Origin of the sequence: Bacillus swezeyi, from assembly GCF_030908325.1 — a bacterium.
Classification (GTDB): Bacteria; Bacillota; Bacilli; order Bacillales; family Bacillaceae; genus Bacillus; species Bacillus swezeyi.
This window is the reverse complement of the sequence record NZ_CP133085.1, coordinates 2,205,157-2,229,437: the sequence shown is the minus strand read 5'-3', so window position 1 is coordinate 2,229,437 and position 24,281 is coordinate 2,205,157. Positions and strand designations below refer to the sequence as shown.

The following is a 24,281-nucleotide window of genomic DNA, read 5'->3' as shown; positions in this document are numbered from 1 at the left end:
GAGGTGCTCCAATGTCCGTGTTTAAAAATCAAGAAACGTACTGGGATAACCTGTTTGATGAAGAGGATGGTCTAAGCGTATTCCCTTACTTTAAAACAGCGGAAAAAGCGTCATTCACCCGTGCCGGCTATCAGGAAAAATGCATCTGTCGTTCCTTATCTCCGGAAGTATCTCAAAGAATGATGACAATGGCTAATCATTCCGAAATGGCCATCTATTTGATTTTATTGTCAGGCATTGAATGCTTGTTGTATAAATATACGGATCGGACGAACCTGATTCTGGGCATTCCAACGGAATCCAAGCAAAAAAGCAGCCCTTCGGCTGTCAATACCATTGTCCCGTTGAAAAATACGCTTAGCTGCCATAGTACGTTTAAAACCGTGTTCGAACAACTAAAAGAAGCGGTTAATGATTCACTGAAAAATCAAAACCTGCCGTTTCGAAAAATCGTCCAGCATTTAAATGTGCAATACGACGATGAGCGCATTCCGTTGATCCACACCGTCGTTTCGTTCAATGAAATTCATTCGTTGCAATTTAAGGAAGACGTTGCAACCGATACGTTGTTTCACTTTAATTTGGAGAATAACGGGATTCATTTGCAGCTTTTTTACAACGGCAATCTTTATGATGAGCGCTATATGGACCAAATCGTGTCCCATCTCGATCACCTGTTGTCGGTGATCTTGTTCCAACCCCAAGCTGCAATCGATACGGTAGACATCATACCCGAAGCGGAAAAACAGCAAATTTTGTTTGATTTTAATGACACCGCCGTCAATTACCCTGGAAGCAAAACTGCATTTCAATTGTTCGAAGAGCAAGCGGAAAGAACGCCTGATCATATAGCCGTCAAGTTCGAAAACAACCAGCTGACGTACAGCGAATTAAACGAGAAATCCAATCGTTTGGCAAGAACATTACGAAACTGCGGGGTGCAAGTCGATACAGTCGTCGCCATTATGGCTGAGCGTTCGTTGGAAATGATTGTGTCCATCATTGCGATTTGGAAAGCGGGGGGCGCTTATGTGCCCCTGGACCCCGAATATCCGGAAGAGCGGCTTCAATATTTGCTGAATGATGCGAATGTTGCCGTACTCGTTGTTCAGCGTCAGTTCAAAAACAGCCTCGTCTTTGACGGCCCGACGATCGATCTGAATGATGAAACATCTTACCATGCCGATCATTCATTGTTACCGCCAGTTGCAGAACACAACCATTTAGCCTATGTCATCTATACTTCGGGGACAACGGGGAAACCGAAAGGGGTTATGGTGGAACACAACGGGATTGTGAACTCGCTTCAGTGGAAGAAAGCATTTTTCAAGTATTCCGCAGAGGACCGCGTACTTGTTTTGTTTCCCTATGCGTTCGATGCGTTTATTTTAAATGTCTTCGGTCCGCTGATCTCGGGGGCAACACTGTATCTGTTGCCTAATCAAGACAACAAAGATCTTTTCGTGATTCAAAACGTTGTGAAACAGGAAAAGATTACCCAATTCACGACTGCTCCCCGTCTGTTACAAGCTATGATCGAACAGATGAACGCAGAGGACTTTCTTCACGTTCAACATGTCGTTGTAGGCGGAGAACAACTCGAACCCGATACGGTGGAGAGTCTGTTTTCCCTGCAACCCCAGATTCGCCTAAACAATGAATACGGTCCGACGGAAAATAGCGTGATATCTACGTTTCAACCTGTTTATTCTGCTGATGAACAGATTACGATTGGCAAGCCTGTGGCCAATCACCAAGCCTATATTTTAGGAGCGCACCAGCAAATCCAGCCGATCGGCATACCGGGAGAGCTGTATGTCGGAGGAGCGGGAGTGGCCCGCGGCTACCGCAATCAACCTGAATTAACGGAAGAAAAGTTTGTTCAACATTTGCTTCTCCCCGGCCAAAAGATGTATAAAACGGGAGATCTCGCTAGATGGCTGCCCGATGGAAGGATCGAATATTTAGGAAGAATCGACCATCAAGTGAAAATTCGCGGATACCGTATCGAGCTTGGCGAGGTGGAGGCGGCCCTGTCCAACCTGGAAGCGGTGCACGAGGCGGCAGTCGTTGCGCGAGAGGGCGAAAACGGAGCCAAGCAATTGTATGCCTATTATGTCGGAGAGCCTTCTTTGACCGCCGGGCAGTTCAGAGCCATATTGGCCCGTGAACTGCCGGATTATATGATTCCCTCTTACTTTTTCCATTTGGAACGCATACCGCTTACTCCCAATGGAAAAATTGATCTGAAGGCTTTGCCTGTTACCGAAGAAAAAACGCGGACGGAAAACGAATACATAGCTCCGCGAAACGCTATAGAAGAACTGCTGGCGTCGATTTGGCAAGAGGTATTAGGCGCTGAGCATATCGGAATTCTGGATCATTTCTTTGATTTTGGCGGAGATTCGATCAAATCAATTCAGGTTTCTTCCAGGTTGTATCAAGCCGGATACAAGATTGACATGAAGCATTTGTTTAAATATCCCACGATTGCTGAGCTAAGTCCATTTGTAGAACTGGTAAGCAGAATGGCCGATCAAGGGGAAGTGCAGGGAAGGACAAGTCTGACCCCGATTCAACATTGGTTTTTCGAACAAAAGATGCCGCATACACACCATTATAATCAGGCCGTGATGTTATATTCGGCGCAAGGATTTAAAGAGGCTCCGCTTCGCCAGGCGATGGAACGCGTCGCTGTGCATCACGATGCGTTGCGGATGGTTTTTGAAGAAACGCCGAACGGATATGATGCTCGAATTGCGGGAACAGACGAAAGTGAATTGTACCATCTGGAAGTGATGAATTGTAAAGGGGATGCCGATCCAGCCCAATCTGTTGCCAATAAAGCGAGTCAGATTCAAAGCAGCATGGAATTAAGCCAAGGGCCTTTGATGAAGCTTGGTTTGTTCCAATGTCCGGACGGAGATCATTTGCTTATTGCGATTCATCACTTGGTTATCGACGGGGTATCCTGGCGAATCTTACTTGAGGATATCGCCAGCGGCTATGAGCAAGCGGAGCGCGGACAAACGGTCCGGCTTCCGCAAAAAACAGACTCGTTTCCATTCTGGGCGGAGCAGTTGGCCAAGTATGCGCAGGAAACCGATATGGAGCAGGAGCTTGTTTATTGGACCGAGCTTTCAAGGCTGGAGCTGGAACCATTGCCTAAGGATCACATTTGCGAAGGATCATTATTGAAAGACAGCGATGTCATCACGATCCAATGGACAGAAGAAGAAACGCAGCAATTATTAAAACAAGCAAATCGCGCCTACAACACGGAAATCAATGACCTGCTGCTGACTTCGTTAGGACTGGCTGTTCACAAGTGGACTGGCATGGAAGAAGTTTCCGTGAACTTGGAGGGTCATGGAAGGGAACAGGTTATTCCGGATGTGGATATCACTCGCACGGTAGGATGGTTTACAAGCCAGTATCCCGTCATCCTGAAGATGGAAGCAGGAAAAGAGCTGTCACAGCGCATCAAGACCGTGAAAGAAGGGCTGCGCCAGATCCCCAATAAAGGAATGAATTATAGTGTTATCCAATATTTATCCGGCCGTGCAGAAGCTGATCGCCTGCAGCTCCATCCCGAAATTCGGTTTAATTACTTGGGCCAGTTTGACCAAGATCTGCAGCAGCATGCTTTACAGGCATCACCTTATTCCACAGGGTTATCGATGAATGAAAACCAAGCGAGAACAGCCGTACTTGATTTGAACGGCATGATTGCAGAGGGGAAATTATCGCTGACACTCAGCTACAGCAATAAACAATACGAAAGATCGACCATGGAGCAATTTGCCCGAAGTTTGAAAGAAAGTCTAAATGAAATCATTGTGCATTGCGTAAGTCAGCAGCAGACGTCATTGACGCCAAGCGACATTTTTTTAAAGGACATCAAGATAGAAGAATTGGAACAGCTTCTCGAGCAAACGCGTGAATTCGGGGAAGTGGAAAATATATATCCTTTAACACCGATGCAGAAAGGCATGCTGTTTCACAGCTTGTTTGATCCAAGTTCAGGAGCTTATTTTCAACAAACGACGTTTGATTTGCATGGAGATTTGGATATCGATTCATTTTCAAAAAGCTTGGATGGTTTATCGCAACGATATGATATATTCCGCACGAATTTTTACAAAGGAAAAGACCAGCCGCTGCAAATCATATTTAAAACCAAAAAGATCGGTTTTGAGTTCATCGATTTGCGTGAGATGAATAAAACGCTGCAAGAAGAGCGGATTTGTGCATATGCCAGGGAAGATAAGGTACGGGGATTCGACTTAGCAAAAGACGTGTTAATGCGGTTATTTGTCTTTCGTACGGATGAAAAGACATATCGTTTTATCTGGAGTTTTCACCATATTTTGATGGACGGTTGGTGCTTGCCGCTTATTACGAAAGAAATATTCGAACATTACTTTGCTTTGCTTCAGCAAAAGCAGCCCGAACGAGCGACGATTACTCCGTATAGCCAATATATTGAATGGCTTGATCGGCAAGATGCGGAAGAGGCTAAGCGTTATTGGGATCAGTATTTGGAAGGTTATGAAGAGCAAACCGTCCTCCCCAAGGACAATCACCAAGCGGAAGCTGAACATTACCTTCCGGAGAAAGTGACATGTGCCATAGACGCCGATCTCACATTGAAAATGAAGCAGACGGCCAGCAAGCACCATGTCACACTGAACACGCTGTTGCAAACGGCATGGGGGATTTTGCTGCAGACATACAATCGCAGCCGGGACGTTGTTTTTGGAAGTGTCGTGTCCGGAAGACCGGCGGAGATTCCCAACGTGGAAACCATGATCGGCTTATTCATCAACACGATTCCTGTGCGAATTCAATGTGAAGATGGGACGACTTTTGCTGAGCAAATGAAACAGACACAGGAAAGAGCCGTAGCCTCGCAAATGTATGAGACGTATCCGTTGTACGATATTCAATCCCATACGACCCAAAGGCAAAATTTAATTACGCATTTAATGATATTTGAAAATTACCCTGCCGATCAGTATATGGAAAGCATAGGTCAACATAACGAATCGTCTATCACAATCTCCAACGTACAAATGGAAGAACAAACCAACTATGATTTTAATTTAACCGTTATACCGGGTGAAGTCATCAATATCCATTTTGAATATAACGCTAAGGTGTATGATCAGGCAAGCGTGGAGCGGATTCGCGGACACCTCTTACAAATCTTGCATCAAGTCGTTAAAGATGCGGATATCCAGGTGGAAGAATTGGAATTGTTGACGGAAGGCGAAAAAAGGCAGCTTCTTCAGACGCTTAATGATACAGCTGCGCCATACCCACAGACAACGGTTTATCAACAGTTTGAAGCGCAGTCGCAGCAAACGCCCGATCAAGCAGCCGTTATCGATAAGGACGAACAGCTCACATACCGGCAGCTCAACGAGCGGGCAAACCAGCTGGCGCGAACGTTAAGAGCGAAGGGCGTGCAAGCGGACCAACCCGTGGCCATCATCAGCAGGAACAGTGTCGAATTGGTGGTTGGGATACTTGCCATTCTAAAAGCCGGAGGCGCCTACGTCCCCATAGATCCGGAATATCCGCAAGATCGCATCCAGTACATGCTGGAAGATTCCAAAGCCGGGATTGTCTTAATGCAGCATGATGTCCGGCAGCAGCTCACTTATGAAGGCGTCGCGGTTTTATTGGATGAGGAAAGCTCTTATCACGAAGATGCCTCTAACCTTGAACCGCTCAGTAATGCGAACCATTTGGCGTATGTAATCTACACGTCAGGTTCTACGGGCAAGCCCAAAGGCGTATTAATCGAGCACCGGGGCTTGACCAACTATATTTGGTGGGCGAAAGAGGTCTATGTGAAGGGCGAGAAAACCAACTTTCCGTTATACTCGTCGATCTCTTTTGATTTAACAGTGACTTCCATTTTCACACCATTGGTCACAGGCAATACGATCATCGTCTATGACGGAGACGACAAAACCGCTTTGCTTTCATCGATTGTGCAGGACCCAAGGATAGATATCATTAAATTGACCCCGGCCCATTTGCATGTATTGAAAGCCATGAACATCGCCAATAAAACAGCTATTCGAAAAATGATCGTGGGGGGAGAAAATCTAAGCACCCGGTTAGCCCAAAGTATTCATGAGCAATTCGAAGGCCAAATTGAAATATATAACGAATACGGGCCGACAGAAACCGTTGTCGGATGCATGCTTTATCGTTACGATCCCGTCAAAGACAGACGAGAATCGGTGCCGATCGGTACGGCGGCGGCAAACATGAGCATTTATGTGCTTGATGAGGGGATGAAACCGGTGCCGATCGGTGTCCCCGGAGAAATGTATATAAGTGGAGCCGGTGTAGCCAGAGGATATTTGAACCGACCGGAATTAACAGCAGAGAAATTCGTTGAAAACCCGTTTGTAAACGGAGCCAGGATGTATAAGACCGGGGATTTGGCGAAGTGGCTGCCGGATGGGAACATCGAATACTCGGGCCGAATCGATGAACAAGTCAAAATCAGAGGCTATCGCATCGAATTAGGCGAAATCGAGACGGCAATGCAGCGAGTAGAAGCGATCAAAGAAGCCGTCGTCATAGCTAGAGAAGATGTACATGGATTTAAGCAATTGTGTGCGTATTACGTGAGCGGCCAACCAGTAACGGTATCCCGGATCAGGGAACAATTGTCTTATGCCCTGCCTGGCTATATGGTTCCGACCTATTTCATCCAGCTGGAGAAAATGCCCTTGACTTCCAATGGGAAAATCAATCGGAAAGGGCTGCCGGTCCCGGATTTACGGCTGCAGGACAGAGCAGCGTACAACCCGCCCCGAACAAGAGTGGAAGAAGTATTGGTTTCCACTTGGGAATCGGTATTAGGCGCTGAAAAGGTTGGCATTCTGGATCATTTCTTTGATCTTGGCGGAGATTCTATTAAATCGATTCAAGTGTCTTCCAGATTAAATCAACTGGGATACAAAATGGAAATCAAACACTTGTTTCAATATCCGACGATTGCCGAATTGAGTCCGCATATCGAGCAGAACCTGCATATACCCGATCAAGGAGAAGTCAAAGGGGAGGTAAGCCTGACTCCCATTCAGCATTGGTTCTTTGACCAAACAACGATAGATCCGCATTATTATAACCAAGCTGTCATGCTGCATGCGCCGCAAGGCTTTCAAGAATCATCACTTCGCAAAACACTGCAAAAGCTTGGGGAGCATCACGATGCGCTCCGCATGACGTTCCGGGCGACGGAAAATGGATACGAAGCTTGGAATGCAGAGATCGTCCAAAGCGAACTGTACCATCTTGAAGTCATGAATCTGAAAACGGAAGCCGACCCGGGTTCGGCGATTGAAGCCAAAGCTAACCAGATACAAGGCAGTATGTGTTTAAGTGACGGGCCATTACTGAAAGCCGGTTTATTTCAATGTGCTGACGGCGATCATTTGCTCATTGCCATCCATCATTTAATTGTTGACGGGGTTTCATGGCGCATTTTACTGGAAGATATCGTGAGCGGCTACAAGCAAGCCGAGAATGGGCAAGTGATCCAATTGCCGCAAAAAACAGACTCTTTCCGGCTATGGGCCGAGAGGCTGTCGGAGTACGCGCAGAGTGCGACCATAAAGGAAGAACAGGAATATTGGACAGAGATTGAACAAACCGACGTGAAACCGTTGCCTAAAGATTTTCATGAAACACATACGTTCTCAAAAGACAGTGAAACAGTAACCGTGGAATGGACCAAAGAAGAGACGGAGCAGTTATTAAAACAAGCCAATCGCGCTTATAACACTGAAATAAACGATCTGCTGTTAACCTCCTTGGGACTTTCTATATCACATTGGTCAGGACTTGAACAGATTGCGTTTCATTTAGAGGGACACGGAAGAGAACAAGTAGTCCCTGATATAGATATCTCTCGCACGGTAGGCTGGTTTACAAGTCTGTTTCCAGTCGTGCTTCACATGCAGCCGGGCAAAAACATATCTCATTACATCAAGACGACTAAAGAAGGGTTGCGCCAAATTCCGCGTAAAGGGATCGGGTATGGAATAGCAAGGTATTTAAGCGGTGCAACACCGTTACCGCCAGCGAAAAAGTGTCCAGAAATTAGTTTTAACTACCTGGGGCAGTTTGATCAAGATTTGCAGCATCATGCGATTCAATTATCTTCTTACTCCTGCGGTTCAGACTCGAGCGAAAATCAAGTCAGCCCGTATGTATTGAATATGAACGGGATGATTGCCAAGGGTCGATTGGTGCTGACGATTAGCTATAGCAATAAACAGTACGCAAGAGAAACGATCAATCGATTATCGGCATTTATTCAAAGCGATCTTCGGACAATCATTGAGCATTGCGTTCATAAAGAACAATCTGAACTGACACCAAGCGATATTTTGTTAAAAGGCATGACCATTAACGAATTGGACCGGCTCCTTATTCAACTGCCGCAAGCAGGTGAGATCGAAAACGTGTATCCGCTAACTCCGATGCAGAAGGGGATGCTGTTTCACAGCTTGCTGGATGAGGACTCAAGTTCTTATTTTGAACAAGCATCGTTTGATTTGCAGGGAGAGTTAAAGATCGACAGGTTTACAGCATGCTTGGAACGCTTATTTGAAAAATACGCGGTGCTGCGGACCCGTTTTTATAGCGGTTGGAACAATGTACCCTTACAAATTGTCTATAAAACGAAAAGACCGAAAGTTCATTTTGCAGATTTGCGTGACATGGATAAGAACCGGTGTGAGGACGAAATCCGATCCTACCGAAGAGAGGATCAAGCGAAAGGATTTGACTTGGCCCAAGATCAGTTGATGCGCATAGCGATTTTCCGTATGGAAGATCGCAAATATCATTTGATTTGGAGCTTCCATCATATTGTCATGGATGGCTGGTGCTTGCATCTTTTGACAAATGAAGTGTTTGAACATTATATCGCCTTGCAAGAAGGCAGGGAAACAGAACCCGTTTATACAGCTCCTTATAGCAACTATATCGAATGGCTTGATCAACAAAATCATGAAGAGGCCAAACGGTATTGGAGCGAGTATCTTGAAGGCTACAAAGGTGAAACCCGGATTCTTCATAAAAGACCGCAGCATGAACCAAAAGCATATGCATATGCCAATGTGACCTGCCAATTAGATCAAGAACAGACAAAACAATTACAGCAGATCGCAAACCAGCATCAAGTCACGTTAAACACGTTGATCCAAACGGTGTGGGGAATCTTATTACAGAAATATAGCGGGACCGGGGATGTTGTCTTTGGCAGTGTCGTGTCCGGAAGACCGGCGGAAATCCCCGGTGTAGAACAGATGATCGGTCTGTTCATCAATACCATTCCGGTTCGAATCCGTTGCGATGAGGATAGCTCTTTCGCCGAAGCGATGCAAATGGTTCAAGAAAAGGCATTGACTTCCCAAGCGTACGATACCTATCCTTTATACGAAATCCAGGCACAAACGGAACAAAAACATAACTTAATTGATCATATTATGATCTTTGAAAACTATCCGATAGGACAACAAGTCGAGCAAGCAGATCATGGCGCTCTTGAACTAGACATCAAGAATTTTCATATGGAAGAACATTCCCATTACGATTTTAATCTGGTTGTCATCCCTGGCGAACAACTGGCCGTTCATTTTGGTTTTAACCAAAACGAATATGAACAATCAGAAGTGGAGCGGGTTTGCGGGCATTTTGAACAGCTCACGCATCAAGTATTGCAGCATCCGGACATCAAAATAGAAGAATTGGAACTTTTGAGTCTGCAAGAAAAAGAACACCTGCTCAACCGTTTCCAGTCTAACGACATGCATTACTCACGTGAACAAACGATTCATCAGTGGTTCGAGGAACAAGCGCGCCGTACACCGGACCGTTTAGCCGTTGTATTCGAGGGAGCGCAGTTAACCTATGGGGAACTGAACCGGCGTGCCAATCAGCTTGCGCGAACCTTGAGAGCCGAAGGAGTGCAAGCGGAGCAAATCGTCGGCATTATGGTTGAACGTTCTCTTGAGATGATTGTAGGGATCTTGGCGATTTTAAAAGCAGGCGGGGCGTATTTGCCAATAGACCCTTATTCTCCTTCGGAACGCATCCATTATATTGTAAGAGATTCGGGCATTAACGTATTGCTTTTACGCGGGAAACTTCCAGATAACATCGTCTTTTCCGAGACATGTATCGATATACTGGAGGAACATGCCTATCATGAAACAGATGCCAACCTGGCGCTGCCATGCCGATCCAATCAACTGGCCTATGCCATTTATACTTCCGGGACGACGGGTACGCCCAAAGGCACGTTGATTGAACATCGCCAGGTGATTCACCTTATCGAAGGGCTGCGTCGTCAGGTTTACTCTGCCTATGAGGCGGGTTTGCATGTGGCGATGCTCGCTCCATATTATTTCGATGCTTCGGTCCAGCAAATGTATGCTTCCTTGTTGTTAGGACATACCTTGTTTATCGTTCCTAAAGAGGCGGTGTCCGATGGTGCAGCATTATGCGCTTACTATCGACAGCACCGTATTGACATAACCGACGGAACGCCTGCTCACTTAAAGCTGCTGATAGCTGCAGATGATAGACAAGGAGTACCGCTTCGTCATCTCTTAATCGGCGGAGAGGCGCTTTCCAAAACGACGGTAACCAAGTTCATGCACTTATTTACCGTTCATGGCGCAGCACCTGTCATCACTAATGTATATGGCCCTACCGAGACTTGCGTAGATGCGTCCCTGTTCAACATCGACGTTTCTGCCGATGATTGGACTCGCAGTCAAATTCACGCCCCTATAGGCAAGCCGCTAGGCAACAATCGCATGTACATTCTCGATTCGCTGCAACGATTACAGCCAGTGGGCGTTCAGGGCGAGTTGTACATTGCCGGGGACGGCGTAGGGCGCGGATACTTGAACTTGCCGGAATTGACGAATGAAAAATTCGTTGACGATCCGTTTGTCCCATCAAGCCGAATGTATAGAACCGGCGATCTGGCCCGCCTTCTGCCGGATGGAAATATAGAATTTATTGGGCGAATCGATCATCAGGTGAAAATTCATGGTTTTAGGATTGAACTCGGTGAAATCGAATCGGTGATGCTGAACGTTCCGGAGATTCAAGAAGCCGTCGTTACTGCCTTTGAAGATGCAGAGGGTGAGCATTATTTGTGCGGGTACTATGTGGCGGATGAGCCATTCCCGATTAGCGAACTTCGGGATGGTCTGGCTCGACATTTACCCGGATATATGATGCCGGCTTATTTTGTACAACTGGATCAGATGCCGTTAACGCCGAACGGAAAGTTGAATCGTCAATTATTGCCGGCGCCGGACGGAAAGCGATACGTAGGCACGGAATACGTGTCACCGCGAACGTCGACAGAAATTCAGCTTGCGAAGATTTGGCAGGATGTTCTCGGATTAGAGCAGGTGGGGATTCGAGATAACTTTTTTGATGTCGGGGGACACTCCCTGCGAGCGACGACACTAGTTGCAAAGATTCAAAAGCAATTGCATGTTCAAATCCCTTTGCGAAACGTGTTCCAGTTCCCAACCATTGAACAGCTCGCGCAGGCGATCACGATGATGGAGCAAACCGGGTATGCTTCTATTCCAGCGATCGAAAAGAGGCCCTATTATCCGGTATCGTCTGCACAAAAAAGATTGTACATTCTCAACCATTTGGAAGGCGGAGAGCTTAGTTACAACATGCTGGGCCTTATGTCTGTCGAAGGGAAGCTGGATCGGGATAAGTTACAGCAGTCCTTTGCCGAACTAATACAGCGCCATGAATCTTTGCGTACCGGCTTTAAAATGGTGGACGGAGAACCTGTTCAGTATGTCTTGGATCACGTTGAATTTGCAGTAGAGTTGTATCAGGCCAGGGAAGATGAAGCGGACCTTTATATCCGTCAATTTGTTCGTCCATTCCAACTGGATGAGCCTCCGCTGCTTCGTGTCGGGCTGATTGAACTTCAACCTAATCGCGGAATACTGTTATTTGATATGCACCATATTATCTCTGACGGAACATCGATGAGCATACTGATCAAAGAATTTGTGCGGATGTATGAAGGAGAGGCATTACCGCCTCTGCGAATCCAGTACAAAGACTACGCAGTGTGGCAAACCGGAGAAGCGCGATTAAAGCAAGTACAAAAGCAAGAAGCCTATTGGTTGGATCTGTACGGCGGTGAAATTCCCATCCTTCATCTGCCAACCGATTATATACGGCCTTCCACACGGGATTTTACGGGAGCCACACTACATTTTACGATTGATGAGCAAAGAAGTGCTGGATTAAAGCACCTGGCATCCAAAACCGAATCCACTTTATATATGGTGCTTCTTGCGTCCTATACCTTATTGCTGTCCAAATACAGCGGCCAGGAAGACATTATTGTGGGCAGTCCTATAGCGGGAAGACAGCATGCGGATTTGGATTCCATCATCGGTATGTTCGTCAACACGCTGGCGATGCGTAATTACCCTGCCAAAGAGAAGACGTTCTCTCAGTATTTGGCCGAAGTGAAGGAGAATGCATTAAAAGCTTACGAGCATCAAGATTATCCGTTTGAAGCGCTGGTCGACCAATTGGACATCGCCAGAGATTTAAGCCGCAATCCGTTGTTCGACACCATGTTTGTGCTGCAGAACACCGAGCAAGAACAATTAGTGATGAACGACTTGACATTTAGCCCTTATCCTAGCGAACATACGATGGCTAAATTCGACTTAACCTTAACGGCTGTGGAAGAAGAGACGTGTATTCATTGCACGATGGAGTACTTGACAACACTGTTCAAGCCGGAAACGATCGAACGCATGATGCGGCATTTTGTGCAACTGATCGATGCGATCATCGAACATCCTGAGGACAGGCTGGCTTCTTTAGACATGATGACACCGCAAGAGAAAAGCGAAATTTGGGAACTCTTTAACGATACTGCAGTAAACAATGAACGGATCCCAACAACGATTCACCAGCGATTCGAACAGCAGGCTGAGCATACCCCTGACCATGTCGCCGTTATGTTTGAAAATCAAACCTGGACCTATCACCAGTTGAATGAACGCTCCAACCAACTGGCGCGCGTACTTCGGAATCAAGGCGTAGGCGCCGATCAGGTGGTTGCTGTTCTCACGGAACGCTCGGCAAATATGGTAATCGGGATACTAGCGATATTAAAGGCCGGCGGGGCGTTTCTTCCCATAGATCCTGAGCTTCCTGATGAACGACGTGCTTTTTTAGTGAAAGACAGCGGCGCCGATGTACTTGTGACTTGTACCGGTCATACCGTTCCGCCTTCTTTTGAAGGTGCAGTGGTTCTGCTTGACGACCCGTTGGTATATCAGGGCGAGGCAAGCAATCTTAACCTTTCCTATGCGGAAAATCACTTATTGTACGTCATTTACACATCAGGTTCAACAGGAAAGCCTAAAGGGGTTCAATTAGAGCATAAAACCATGTTGAATCTGCTCGCTTATGAGCAGGAACATACGCAGCTGCGTTTTGACAGAGTGCTGCAATTTGCCGCGATGAGCTTCGATGTTTGCTATCAAGAGATTTTCTCCACGATCTTAAGCGGCGGGACACTCTATATCATCGGCAATGAGGCAAAACAGGAAATTCGTCAGCTCAACGATTTTGTCAAGACAAACAGGATTCAAACGGTATTTCTTCCTACCGCGTTCCTTAAGCTCCTTGCATCGGAGAAACAATATTTCGAACCGTTTGCCGAATGCGTGGATCATATGATCGCCGCGGGAGAACAGCTTATTGTGACGAATATCATGCGCGACATGCTGGCGCGTCACCATTTCACACTGCATAATCATTACGGTCCGTCGGAAACGCATGTCGTGACCATGTATACCGTTAATCCGGAAATCCATCAGGAGCTTCAACAACCTATCGGTAAACCGATTTCGAATACGGAAATTTTCATTCTGAATGAAGCCGGGACGCTTCAGCCGATCGGTATCATTGGTGAGCTTTGTATTTCCGGAATCAGCTTGGCTAGAGGTTATCATAACCGCGAATCTTTGACGCTCGAAAAATTTGTTCCGCATCCCTATGATACGAATCAACGGATGTATAAAACAGGCGATCTTGCCCGTTACCTTCCTGACGGAAACATTGAATATGTTGGGAGAATGGACGATCAAGTCAAAATTCGCGGTTACCGGATCGAACTTGGCGAGGTTGAAGCCGCTCTTCTCAACATCGAGTATGTGCGTGAAGCGGTTGTTCTGGCCAAAGATCATGCAGAGGGGCAAAGCGATTTGTATGCCTATTTTGTAGCGGAGCAAGCCCTGCCGATCAGTCAACTGAAAGAAAAGCTTGCTAATCAAATACCAGGCTACATGATTCCCTCATACATGATGCAACTGGAGCAAATGCCGTTAACCGCCAATGGAAAAGTGAATCGCGGCGCATTGCCTCTACCCGAAACAGGCTTGCAAACCGGGATCGAATACGTTGCTCCCCGGACGAGACTGGAAGAACAGTTAGTTCACATCTGGAAAGAAGTATTGAAGTTAGAACAAGTAGGCGTGAAAGACAACTTTTTCGATCTGGGCGGACATTCGTTACGGGGGATGACGCTCGTCGCCAAAATTCATAAGCAATTAAACAAAAGTATTTCGTTAAGAGAAGTTTTTCAAGCACAGACGATTGAAGAAATGGCGAAGGTCATTGCAGGCGCGGAAACCTGCGGACCTGATGATATCCCTGTTGCAGAAGTCAAAGATGTTTATCCTGTATCTTCCGTACAAAAGATGGTTTACCTGTCTACACAAATTGAAGGCGGAGAACTAAGTTACAACATGCCGGGAATTTTGACGTTGGAGGGAAGGATCGACATGGATCGTTTACAAGCCGCGTTCCATAGACTGATTCAACGTCACGAATCGCTGCGCACCGGATTTGACATGATCCGCGGAGAACCGATGCAGGTGATCAAGCCCCAGGTGGAGTTCTCTATAGAAAGGTACAAGGCAGCGGCTGAGGAGGTAGAGGAGCTGTTCCGTGCCTTCGTGCGAAGGTTCGATCTCAGCCAGGCCCCATTGCTTCGAGTCGGACTCATTGAATTGGAACAAGACAAGCATGTTTTCATGTATGACATGCACCATATCATTACGGACGGCGCTTCCATGAATATTTTTGTCGAAGAACTGATTCAACTGTATGACGGCAAAGAATTAGCCCCGCTCCGGATTCAATACAAAGACTTCGCTGCATGGCAGCAGCAGGCGGGGCAGAGGGAACGAATCAAGAGGCAGGAAGACTATTGGTTGGCTGTATTTCATGAGGAGCTTCCGCCATTTGAGTTGCCGAAAGATTTTGCCAGACCGCCCGTTCGAAGCTTTGATGGGAAGCGATACAACTTCGTACTCGATGAGCCTGTGATCCAAAGTATAAAACAGATGGAAGAATTGACCGGATCGACCACTTATATGATCTTGTTCGCAGCCTATACCATACTGCTGGCCAAATATAGCGGTCAAGAAGATATCGTCGTCGGTACGCCCATTGCGGGTAGGATGCATGAAGATTTACAAAATATCATCGGGATGTTTGTGAATACATTAGCCATTCGTACCGCTCCAGTTGGAGAAAAGACCTTTATGGATTATGTAACAGAAACCAAAGAAACGATGCTAAAAGCTTATGAAAACCAAGAGTATCCTTTTGAAGAATTAGTTGAGAAGCTGGGAGTGAAACGAGATTTAAGCCGCAATCCGTTGTTCGATACGATGTTCGTGCTGCAAAATACGGAAAAAACGGATATTGAGGTGGATTCTCTCGCCGTCAGACCTTATGAACAAACGAATACGGTGGCCAAATTTGATCTGCAGTTGACCTTCGTGATGAACCAACACGAGATTCAAGGCAGCTTTGACTACTGCACGAAGCTATTTAAAAAGAAAACCATCGCTACATTGGCCAAGGATTACGTTTTGATCCTGTCGGCGATGATACAAAACCCATCGATTCCTTTAAAAGATATCCAATTAAGCGAGAAAGTAAACAAAAGTAAACACTTCACAAGCGCAATCGAATTGGATTTCTAAAAACGGTTGATATCGGCTGTCACCGGCATGATTTTCATCTGGGGACAGCCGTCAGCCGCCTTCGAAGCAGAAATTTAAACTTACTGGAGGGATATCAATGTCAGAATTTAAACAACAGGAGTTGTTCTGGAGCAGCATGTTCGATGCGGAAGATCGCCCCATTGCATTCCCTGCGTTTCAAATGTCAGACTCAACATTAGAGCATGATGCGTCTAGTGCTCCTAATTGTATTCACAGTTCATTGAGATCTGATGTATCCCTGCGCATCATGACCATGACGAATCAATCGCCAATGGCCGTCTATCTGGTTCTTTTGATCGGAATCGAGTGCCTTCTGTACAAATATACGGGGGAAGAAGGCGTTATTGTAGGTGTTCCAACCTTTGAAGACGAAACCGATGAGGACCTTCGTTTGGATCAACTCATGTTAATTAAACAACATATCAATGCGAACAGTACGTTTAAATCCATCTTTCATGAATTGAAACATACGCTGGGCGAAGCGATCTTGAATCAGCATGTTCCCTTCGATAAGATGGTCGGGCAGCTGCGTCTGAACTACGATGCGAATCATTTGCCAATGATCCATACGATCGTATCAATAGATCAAATTCACCCCGATCGTTTCAAAGAAACAGTTGCTTCGGATGCTTTATTTCAATTTGACATGGGGGATGACTCTATTCATTTAAAGCTAATTTATAATGAACAAGCTTATGATCGTCAGTATATGATGCAAGTGATCGAACATTTAAATCGTCTTTTCTCGATCATGTTATTTCAACCCGACCTCACACTCCGCCAGATTGATATTTTGTCCGACACGGAAACAAATCAACTCCTCGTTGACTATAATCATACGGTAGCTGAATATCCGAGGAATAAGACGATTCATCAGTTATTTGAAGAACAGACAGAACGGACACCGGATCAAGTTGCCATCATCTATGGGGATAAGCAGTTTACGTATCGGCAGCTCAATGAACGGGCCAATCAATTGGCTCGAACGTTAAGGGCCAAGGGCGTGCGGGCGGATCGGCTCACAGCCATCATCAGCGAACATAACATCGAGCTGGTACTAGGAATACTGGCCGTATTAAAAGCCGGCGGCGCCTACGTGCCAATTGATCCGGATTATCCGGGGGATCGCATACAGTATATATTAGACGACTCCAACGCGGAGATCGTCCTGACGCAGAGCCATCTTCAGCAGCGGTTGACCCATGCAGGCACGATCGTGCTATTGGATGAGGAAAGTTCTTATCATGAAGAGCACTCTAATCTTGAGCGGAACAGCGATACGAAGGATTTAGCGTATGTGATCTATACATCGGGCTCCACAGGCAAGCCCAAAGGCGTACTCATTGAGCATCAAGGCTTAACCAATTATATTTGCTGGGCTGTCAGGGTATATGTGAAAGGGGAGAAAACCACCTTTCCACTATATTCGTCCATCGCTTTCGACTTAACGGTAACGTCTATTTTTACGCCGCTCATCAGCGGTAATACCATCATTGTCTATGGAGGAGAAAACAAGGCGACATTGGTTTCATCCATTGTACAGGATTGCAGGGTGGATATTATCAAGCTGACTCCGGCTCATTTGCAGTTATTGAAAGAAATGAACATTTCCCATGAGTGCACGGTCCGGAAAATGATTGTAGGCGGAGACAAGTTAAGCACACGCCTGGCCCGGGGCATCAGCGAGCAATTTCAAGATCAAATTGAAATTTTTAACGAGTACGGGCCGACGGAAACCGTTGTCGGATGCATGCTTTATCGTTACGATGCCGCCAAAGACAGCCGCGAATCGGTGCCAATCGGTACGGCCGCCGCCAATATGAACATTTATCTGCTGGATACCGATATGAAGCCGGTGCCGATCGGCGTCCCCGGAGAAATGTATATCAGCGGGGCCGGTGTTGCCAGAGGATATTTGAACCGCTCTGAATTAACGGCAGAGAAGTTCGTCAAGCATCCCTTCGTGCCCGGAACGAAAATGTACAGAACGGGAGATTTGGCCAGGTGGCTGCCGGATGGGAACATCGAGTATCTCGGAAGAATCGATCATCAGGTGAAAATCCGAGGCTATCGCATTGAAATTGGCGAAGTCGAAGCCGCCTTTTTCCATATACCGTCGATTCAAGAAGCCATCGTTATGGCACAAGAAATCAACGGAGAAACTTCCTTGTGTGCCTATTATACCGCACACCATGCTTTAACCGCAGGCGAGCTCCGGGAACAACTAACCCGGCAGCTTCCTGCCTATATGGTACCTGCTTATTTCGTTCAGTTGAAAGCGATGCCGCTCACTTCCAATGGAAAAATAGATCGTCAGGCGCTGCCTTCTCCAAGTAGGAATCTCACAGGCATGAACTATGCAGCTCCACGCACAGAACTGGAAAAAATACTAGCCGGAATATGGGAGTCGGTATTAGGCGTAGAACGGGTCGGAGTCTCGGATCATTTCTTCGAATTAGGAGGGGATTCGATTAAGTCCATTCAAGTGACCTCAAGTTTATACCAAGCCGGGTATAAACTTGAAATCAAACACTTGTTCAAGTACCCAACGATCTCCGAACTTGTTCCCTACGTAGAGTCGGTAACCCGAATCGCAGAACAAGGAGAAATCAAAGGTCAGGCGCTGCTGACCCCGATTCAGCATTGGTTTTTTGCACAGAAATACCCCGATTTACACCATTATAATCAAGCGGTTATGCTTTATTGGAAAGAAAGATTGAATGAATCGAAGCTTCGGGAAGTCATGAAGAAGATTGTCGAGCATCACGATGCTTTGCGCATGGTCTATGTTCCAACTGAACATGGATACGAAGCTCGAAATCGGGGGATCGATGAAGGAGATCTATTCAGCCTTGAAGTAATCTCTTTATTGGAAGAAAACAATGTTGCCCAAGCGATAGAAACGATATCCAATGAGATTCAGCAGTCTATTCATCTAGCTGAAGGCCCGCTCATGAAACTGGGATTGTTTCAGTGTCAAGAGGGGGATCATTTGCTGATTGTGATCCATCATTTGGTCATCGATGGCGTTTCATGGAGAATATTAATCGAGGATATAGCGGCTGCTTATGAGCAGCTTCAAAACGGAGAAACGATCCGGCTTCCGAAGAAAACGGACTCCTACCTGTTATGGGCTGAACAGTTGAAACGTTATGCAGGAAGTCCGGAATTTGAAATGAAAAATCAATACTGGTTCGGGCATAAACATATTCCAGCAAATGTATTGCCAAAGGATCATGAGCAGGAGCTTGGTCTGGCCGAAGACCGGGAAACGGTCATCGTCCAATGGACGGTCGAGGAAACCGAGCGTTTATTAAAAAAATCAAACCGGGCTTATACGACTGAAATGAACGATTTATTGCTGACCGGACTTGGCATCGCTATGCATCGTTGGACTGGATATGAAGACATTCTCATCCATCTCGAAGGACACGGCAGAGAGTCTCATTTTTCAGACCTCGATATTTCTCGTACTGTGGGCTGGTTCACAAGCCAATACCCGGTTTTGCTGCAAATCAAGGCAGACCAAGATATCTCACAGCGAATTAAAACGGTGAAAGAAAATTTGCGTCAGATCCCTGAAAAAGGAATAGGTTATGGCCTCATCAAGTATTTGTCCGATCACCCGATGACTCTGGAATTGACCGGACATCCGGAAATTAGTTTCAATTATCTTGGTCAATTTGATCAAGATTTCCAGAATGGGAGGATCGAGGTATCTCCTTACTCCAGCGGGAAAATAGCCAGCGACAAGCACCCCATGACCTATGCACTTGATATCAACGGTATGATTTCAAACGGCCAATTGTCACTGGCAATCAGTTATTCTGGTAAACAATATCAAAGAGAAACAATCGAAACATGCGCAGATCTCTTAAAAAGCAGTTTGCAACAAGTCATCGAACATTGTGCAGATCAAGAGCAAATTCTGCTGACGCCCAGCGATATTTCGCTAAAAGAAATGACCATCGACGAATTAGATCGATTTGTCCAACAAACACAGCATCTTGGCGAAATTGAAAATATATACCCTTTAACCCCTATGCAGAAGGGAATGTTGTTCCATAGCTTGATCGATTCGGCTTCCGGAGCTTACTTTGAACAAGCCGCTTTTGATCTGAAAGGTCTCTTGGATATCGAGGCATTTACGATGAGTTTGTCGCAGCTGGCCGAAAGACATGACATTCTTCGAACTCATTTTTATACCGAATGGAAAGATCAGCCTTTGCAGATCGTATTCCGCTCCAAGCGGATTGAAACGATCGTTGAAGATATTCGCAGCATGAACAAGCAGCAACGCAGCGAGTTCATTGCCGCTTTTGTACAAAAAGATAAGGCACGAGGGTTCGACCTTACCCGAGATGCTTTAATGCGCGTATCGATCCTGCAAACAGAGGAAGATCAAGCGCGATTGATATGGAGCTTTCATCACATTTTAATGGATGGCTGGTGTTTGCCTCTTATTACGAAAGAAGTGTTTGAAACCTATTATGCGATTCTTGAGCGGAGGAAACCGAAGCGGGGAGCCGTTACTCCGTACAGCCGATATATCGAATGGCTGGATGAACAAGATCACAAGCAAGCAGCAGCCTATTGGCGGGATTATTTGGACGGCTATGAAGGACAAACCGTTTTATTGAAAGAACAGCCTTCCAATCAGGCCAAAGGGTACGAAAAAGGAGAGCATGCGTTTCGTTTAGGAAAGCAGCTCACAGAGGAGATCAAACGGGCCGCAAGCCGACATCAAGTCACCGTCAATACATGGATACAAACCGCATGGGGCTTGTTGCTGCAAAGATATAACGGCAGTCAGGATGTCGTTTTCGGCACGGTCGTATCCGGTCGGCCGGCAGACATTCAGGGTATTGAATCCATGGTCGGTTTATTTATCAATACCATCCCCGTACGTATTGATACTCAACCTGAAATGACAGTCGCACAAGTATTGAAAACGAATCAGGAACGGGCGCTTGCTTCTCAACCATACGAAACATATCCATTGTATGAAATTCAGACTCAAACCGAGCAAAAGCAGCAGTTGATCAGTCATATTATGGTATTTGAGAATTACCCGGTCGAGGAACAAATGGAGCATATGAAGCAGAATCACACCGCATTAGACATTATCGATTTTCATTTGGAAGAACATACCCATTACGATTTTAATTTCATTGTGATGCCGGCTGGGGAAACTGAAATTCATTTTGTGTACAATGCCAATGTTTATGATCAAGCAAGTGTCGAGCGGATGCAAGCGCATTTTATGCAAATCATCAAGCAAATGGTGAACGATCCGGCAATTGGCGTCCAAGAACTGGATATGCTTGCGGCGGATGAACGATCGCTCCTCATAGAGACATTTAACGATACTTTGGCCGAGTATCCAAAGGAAAAAACGATTCATCAATTGTTTGAGGAACAAGCGGAACGAACGCCTGAGCAGGTAGCGATTGTTTTTGAGGATAAGAAGCTGACGTATCGGCAGCTCAATGAACAGGCCAATCAATTGGCTCGAACGTTAAGAGCCAAGGGCGTGCGAGCGGATCGGCTCACAGCCATCATCAGCAAACATAACATCGAGTTGGTAGTGGGAATATTGGCCGTATTAAAAGCCGGCGGCGCTTACGTGCCAATTGATCCGGATTATTCTGAGCATCGCATACAGTATATATTAGACGACTCCAACGCGGAGATTGTTTTGACACAGAGCCATCTTCAGCAGCGGTTGGCCCATGCAGGCATGATCGTTCAATTAGATGAGGAAAGTTCTTATCACGAAGATGCCTCTAACCTTGAACCGCTCAGTCATGCGAACCATTTAGCGTATGTGATCTATACATCGGGCTCCACAGGCAAGCCCAAAGGTGTATTAATTGAACATCAAGGCTTAACCAATTATATTTGGTGGGCTGTCAGAGTCTACGTGAAGGGGGAGAAAACCACCTTTCCACTATATTCGTCCATCGCTTTCGACTTAACGGTAACGTCTATTTTTACACCGCTTATCAGCGGCAATGCCATCATTGTCTATGGAGGAGAAGACAGGGCAACCTTGGTTTCATCTATTGTACAGGATCCCAGGGTGGATATTATCAAGCTGACCCCGGCTCATTTGCAGTTATTAAACGAAATGAACATTCCCGATGAGTGCAGGATCCGGAAAATGATTGTAGGCGGCGACAAGTTAAGCACACGGCTGGCCCAGGGCATCAGCGAACAATTTCAAAATCAAATCGAAATCTTTAACGAATACGGGCCGACGGAAACAGTCGTCGGATGTATGATTTATTCCTACAATCCGCAGAAAGACAGACGCGAATCGGTGCCAATCGGTACGGCCGCGGCCAATATGAACATTTATCTGCTTGATGCGGGTATGAAGCCGGTGCCGATCGGCGTCCCTGGAGAAATATATATCAGCGGGGCCGGCGTAGCCAGAGGATATTTGAACCGTCCTGAATTAACGGCTGAGAAATTTGTTGAACATCCGTTTGCCGCAGGCGAAAAAATGTACAAAACGGGAGATGTCGCCCGGTGGTTGCCGGATGGACATATGGAGTATTTGGGACGAATCGATCATCAGGTAAAAATTCGAGGCTACCGCATTGAAATGGGCGAGATCGAAGCGGCTTTATTGCAAGTGGAATCCGTCAAAGAAGCGGTCGTCATCGCACTCGAAGAAGAGGGCTCCAAGCAGTTGTGTGCTTACTTGGTAGGAGACGAATCATTAAAAACGCTGCAGCTCAAGCAGCAATTGCTGAACAAACTGCCTGCGTATATGATTCCGGCCTATTTTGTACGGGTAGAGGAGATGCCATTAACAGCTAATGGTAAAATCAATCGAAAAGCTTTACCTGCTCCTGATGGAAATATGCCGACCGGAACCGAATATGCGGCACCCGAAACGTTGATTGAAAAGCAGTTGTCCGAGATATGGAAGGACGTTTTAGCTCATTCTAACCTGGGGATAAAAGATAACTTCTTTGACGTTGGCGGCCACTCGCTGAAAGTATTGCAATTAATTCATCAAATTAACGCGGTCATGGGAATCAAATTGCATTATCACGCTGTTTATGATTCCCCTACCATCGAAACAATGGCAAGCGCCATTCAAGCCGCGGCCTTAGAGGGCAAGACGGACAGCGTATTCGTCAAGTTGAATCAGAATGGTTCGATCCCTGTGTTCTGTTTCCCTCCTTTAATTGGGTATGGGTTGGTTTATAATGAAATGGCGAACAGACTTGATGGCGACTGCGTCGTCTATGCCGCTGATTTTATAGAAGAGCCGTCACATGAGAAACCGATCATCGACCGGTATGTAGAAAGCATGATCAGCATTCAAGAACAAGGACCTTTTGTTTTGCTTGGTTATTCTTCAGGATCGAATTTGGCTTTTGAGGTTGCCAAAGCTTTGGAACAGCGAGGACGCGCCGTATCCGATGTTATGATGTTGGATTCTCAAATCACCACTTCGGTGACTCATTTATCGGAAAAGGAAATCGAAGAGATCGTCTATCTGAATCTCGATATTATTCCGGGTTATTACAAAGAAATATTAACTATTCCTTCGATTAAGGATAAAATTAGAGGCTATCTTGCGTATCATAATCAACTGATCAATTCCGGTGCCATCAACGCTAACATTCATCATTTGTTATGCGGCGATTTGACCGAAAGAGGGTGGAGGCAATCAACTGCACAAAATTACATGGAATATGAATTAAAGGGAGACCATGTTACGATCTTTGATCCTCAATATATTGAAGAGAACGTAATTACGATTCGGTCTATTGTAAAAAGTATTGAAGAGCGACATCATGATGAACTTGTACTTCATGAACAACTTTCATTGGTATCGTCTGCGAGAGACACAGATTCTGATCTTTAATTGTTAGCAGGGAATGGACTGAGAATCCGATCCATAAAGGTGATGATGCAGGAACGGAGTCGGCTCAATGGTAGCGGGAAATGAAGAAAGAACCTGGTCAAACTGCCCAGGTTCTTTTTATATTGCACAAAAACAGACACGATGATATAATCAGATTACGTCTGCTTACGGTTAAAATGTCATAGATATCCCATCTTATATTTTAATTATACCATGCCGAAAAGCTCTCGTCAAATTTTTTTTCGAAGGAGAGATGT

General features: G+C 45.9%; 2 protein-coding genes. Both read left to right on the top strand.

The window, feature by feature from the left end:
- The first annotated feature begins 11 nt into the window (after positions 1-11).
- Entirely contained in the window at positions 12-16,115 is a 16,104-nt protein-coding gene (locus RBH91_RS11095; protein WP_307894583.1) for a non-ribosomal peptide synthase/polyketide synthase, read from the top strand.
- A gap of 97 nt (positions 16,116-16,212) precedes the next feature.
- Positions 16,213-24,024, top strand: coding sequence for a non-ribosomal peptide synthetase (locus RBH91_RS11090; RefSeq protein ID WP_307894581.1), 7,812 nt, complete (start codon positions 16,213-16,215; stop codon positions 24,022-24,024).
- Positions 24,025-24,281: the final 257 nt, after the last annotated feature.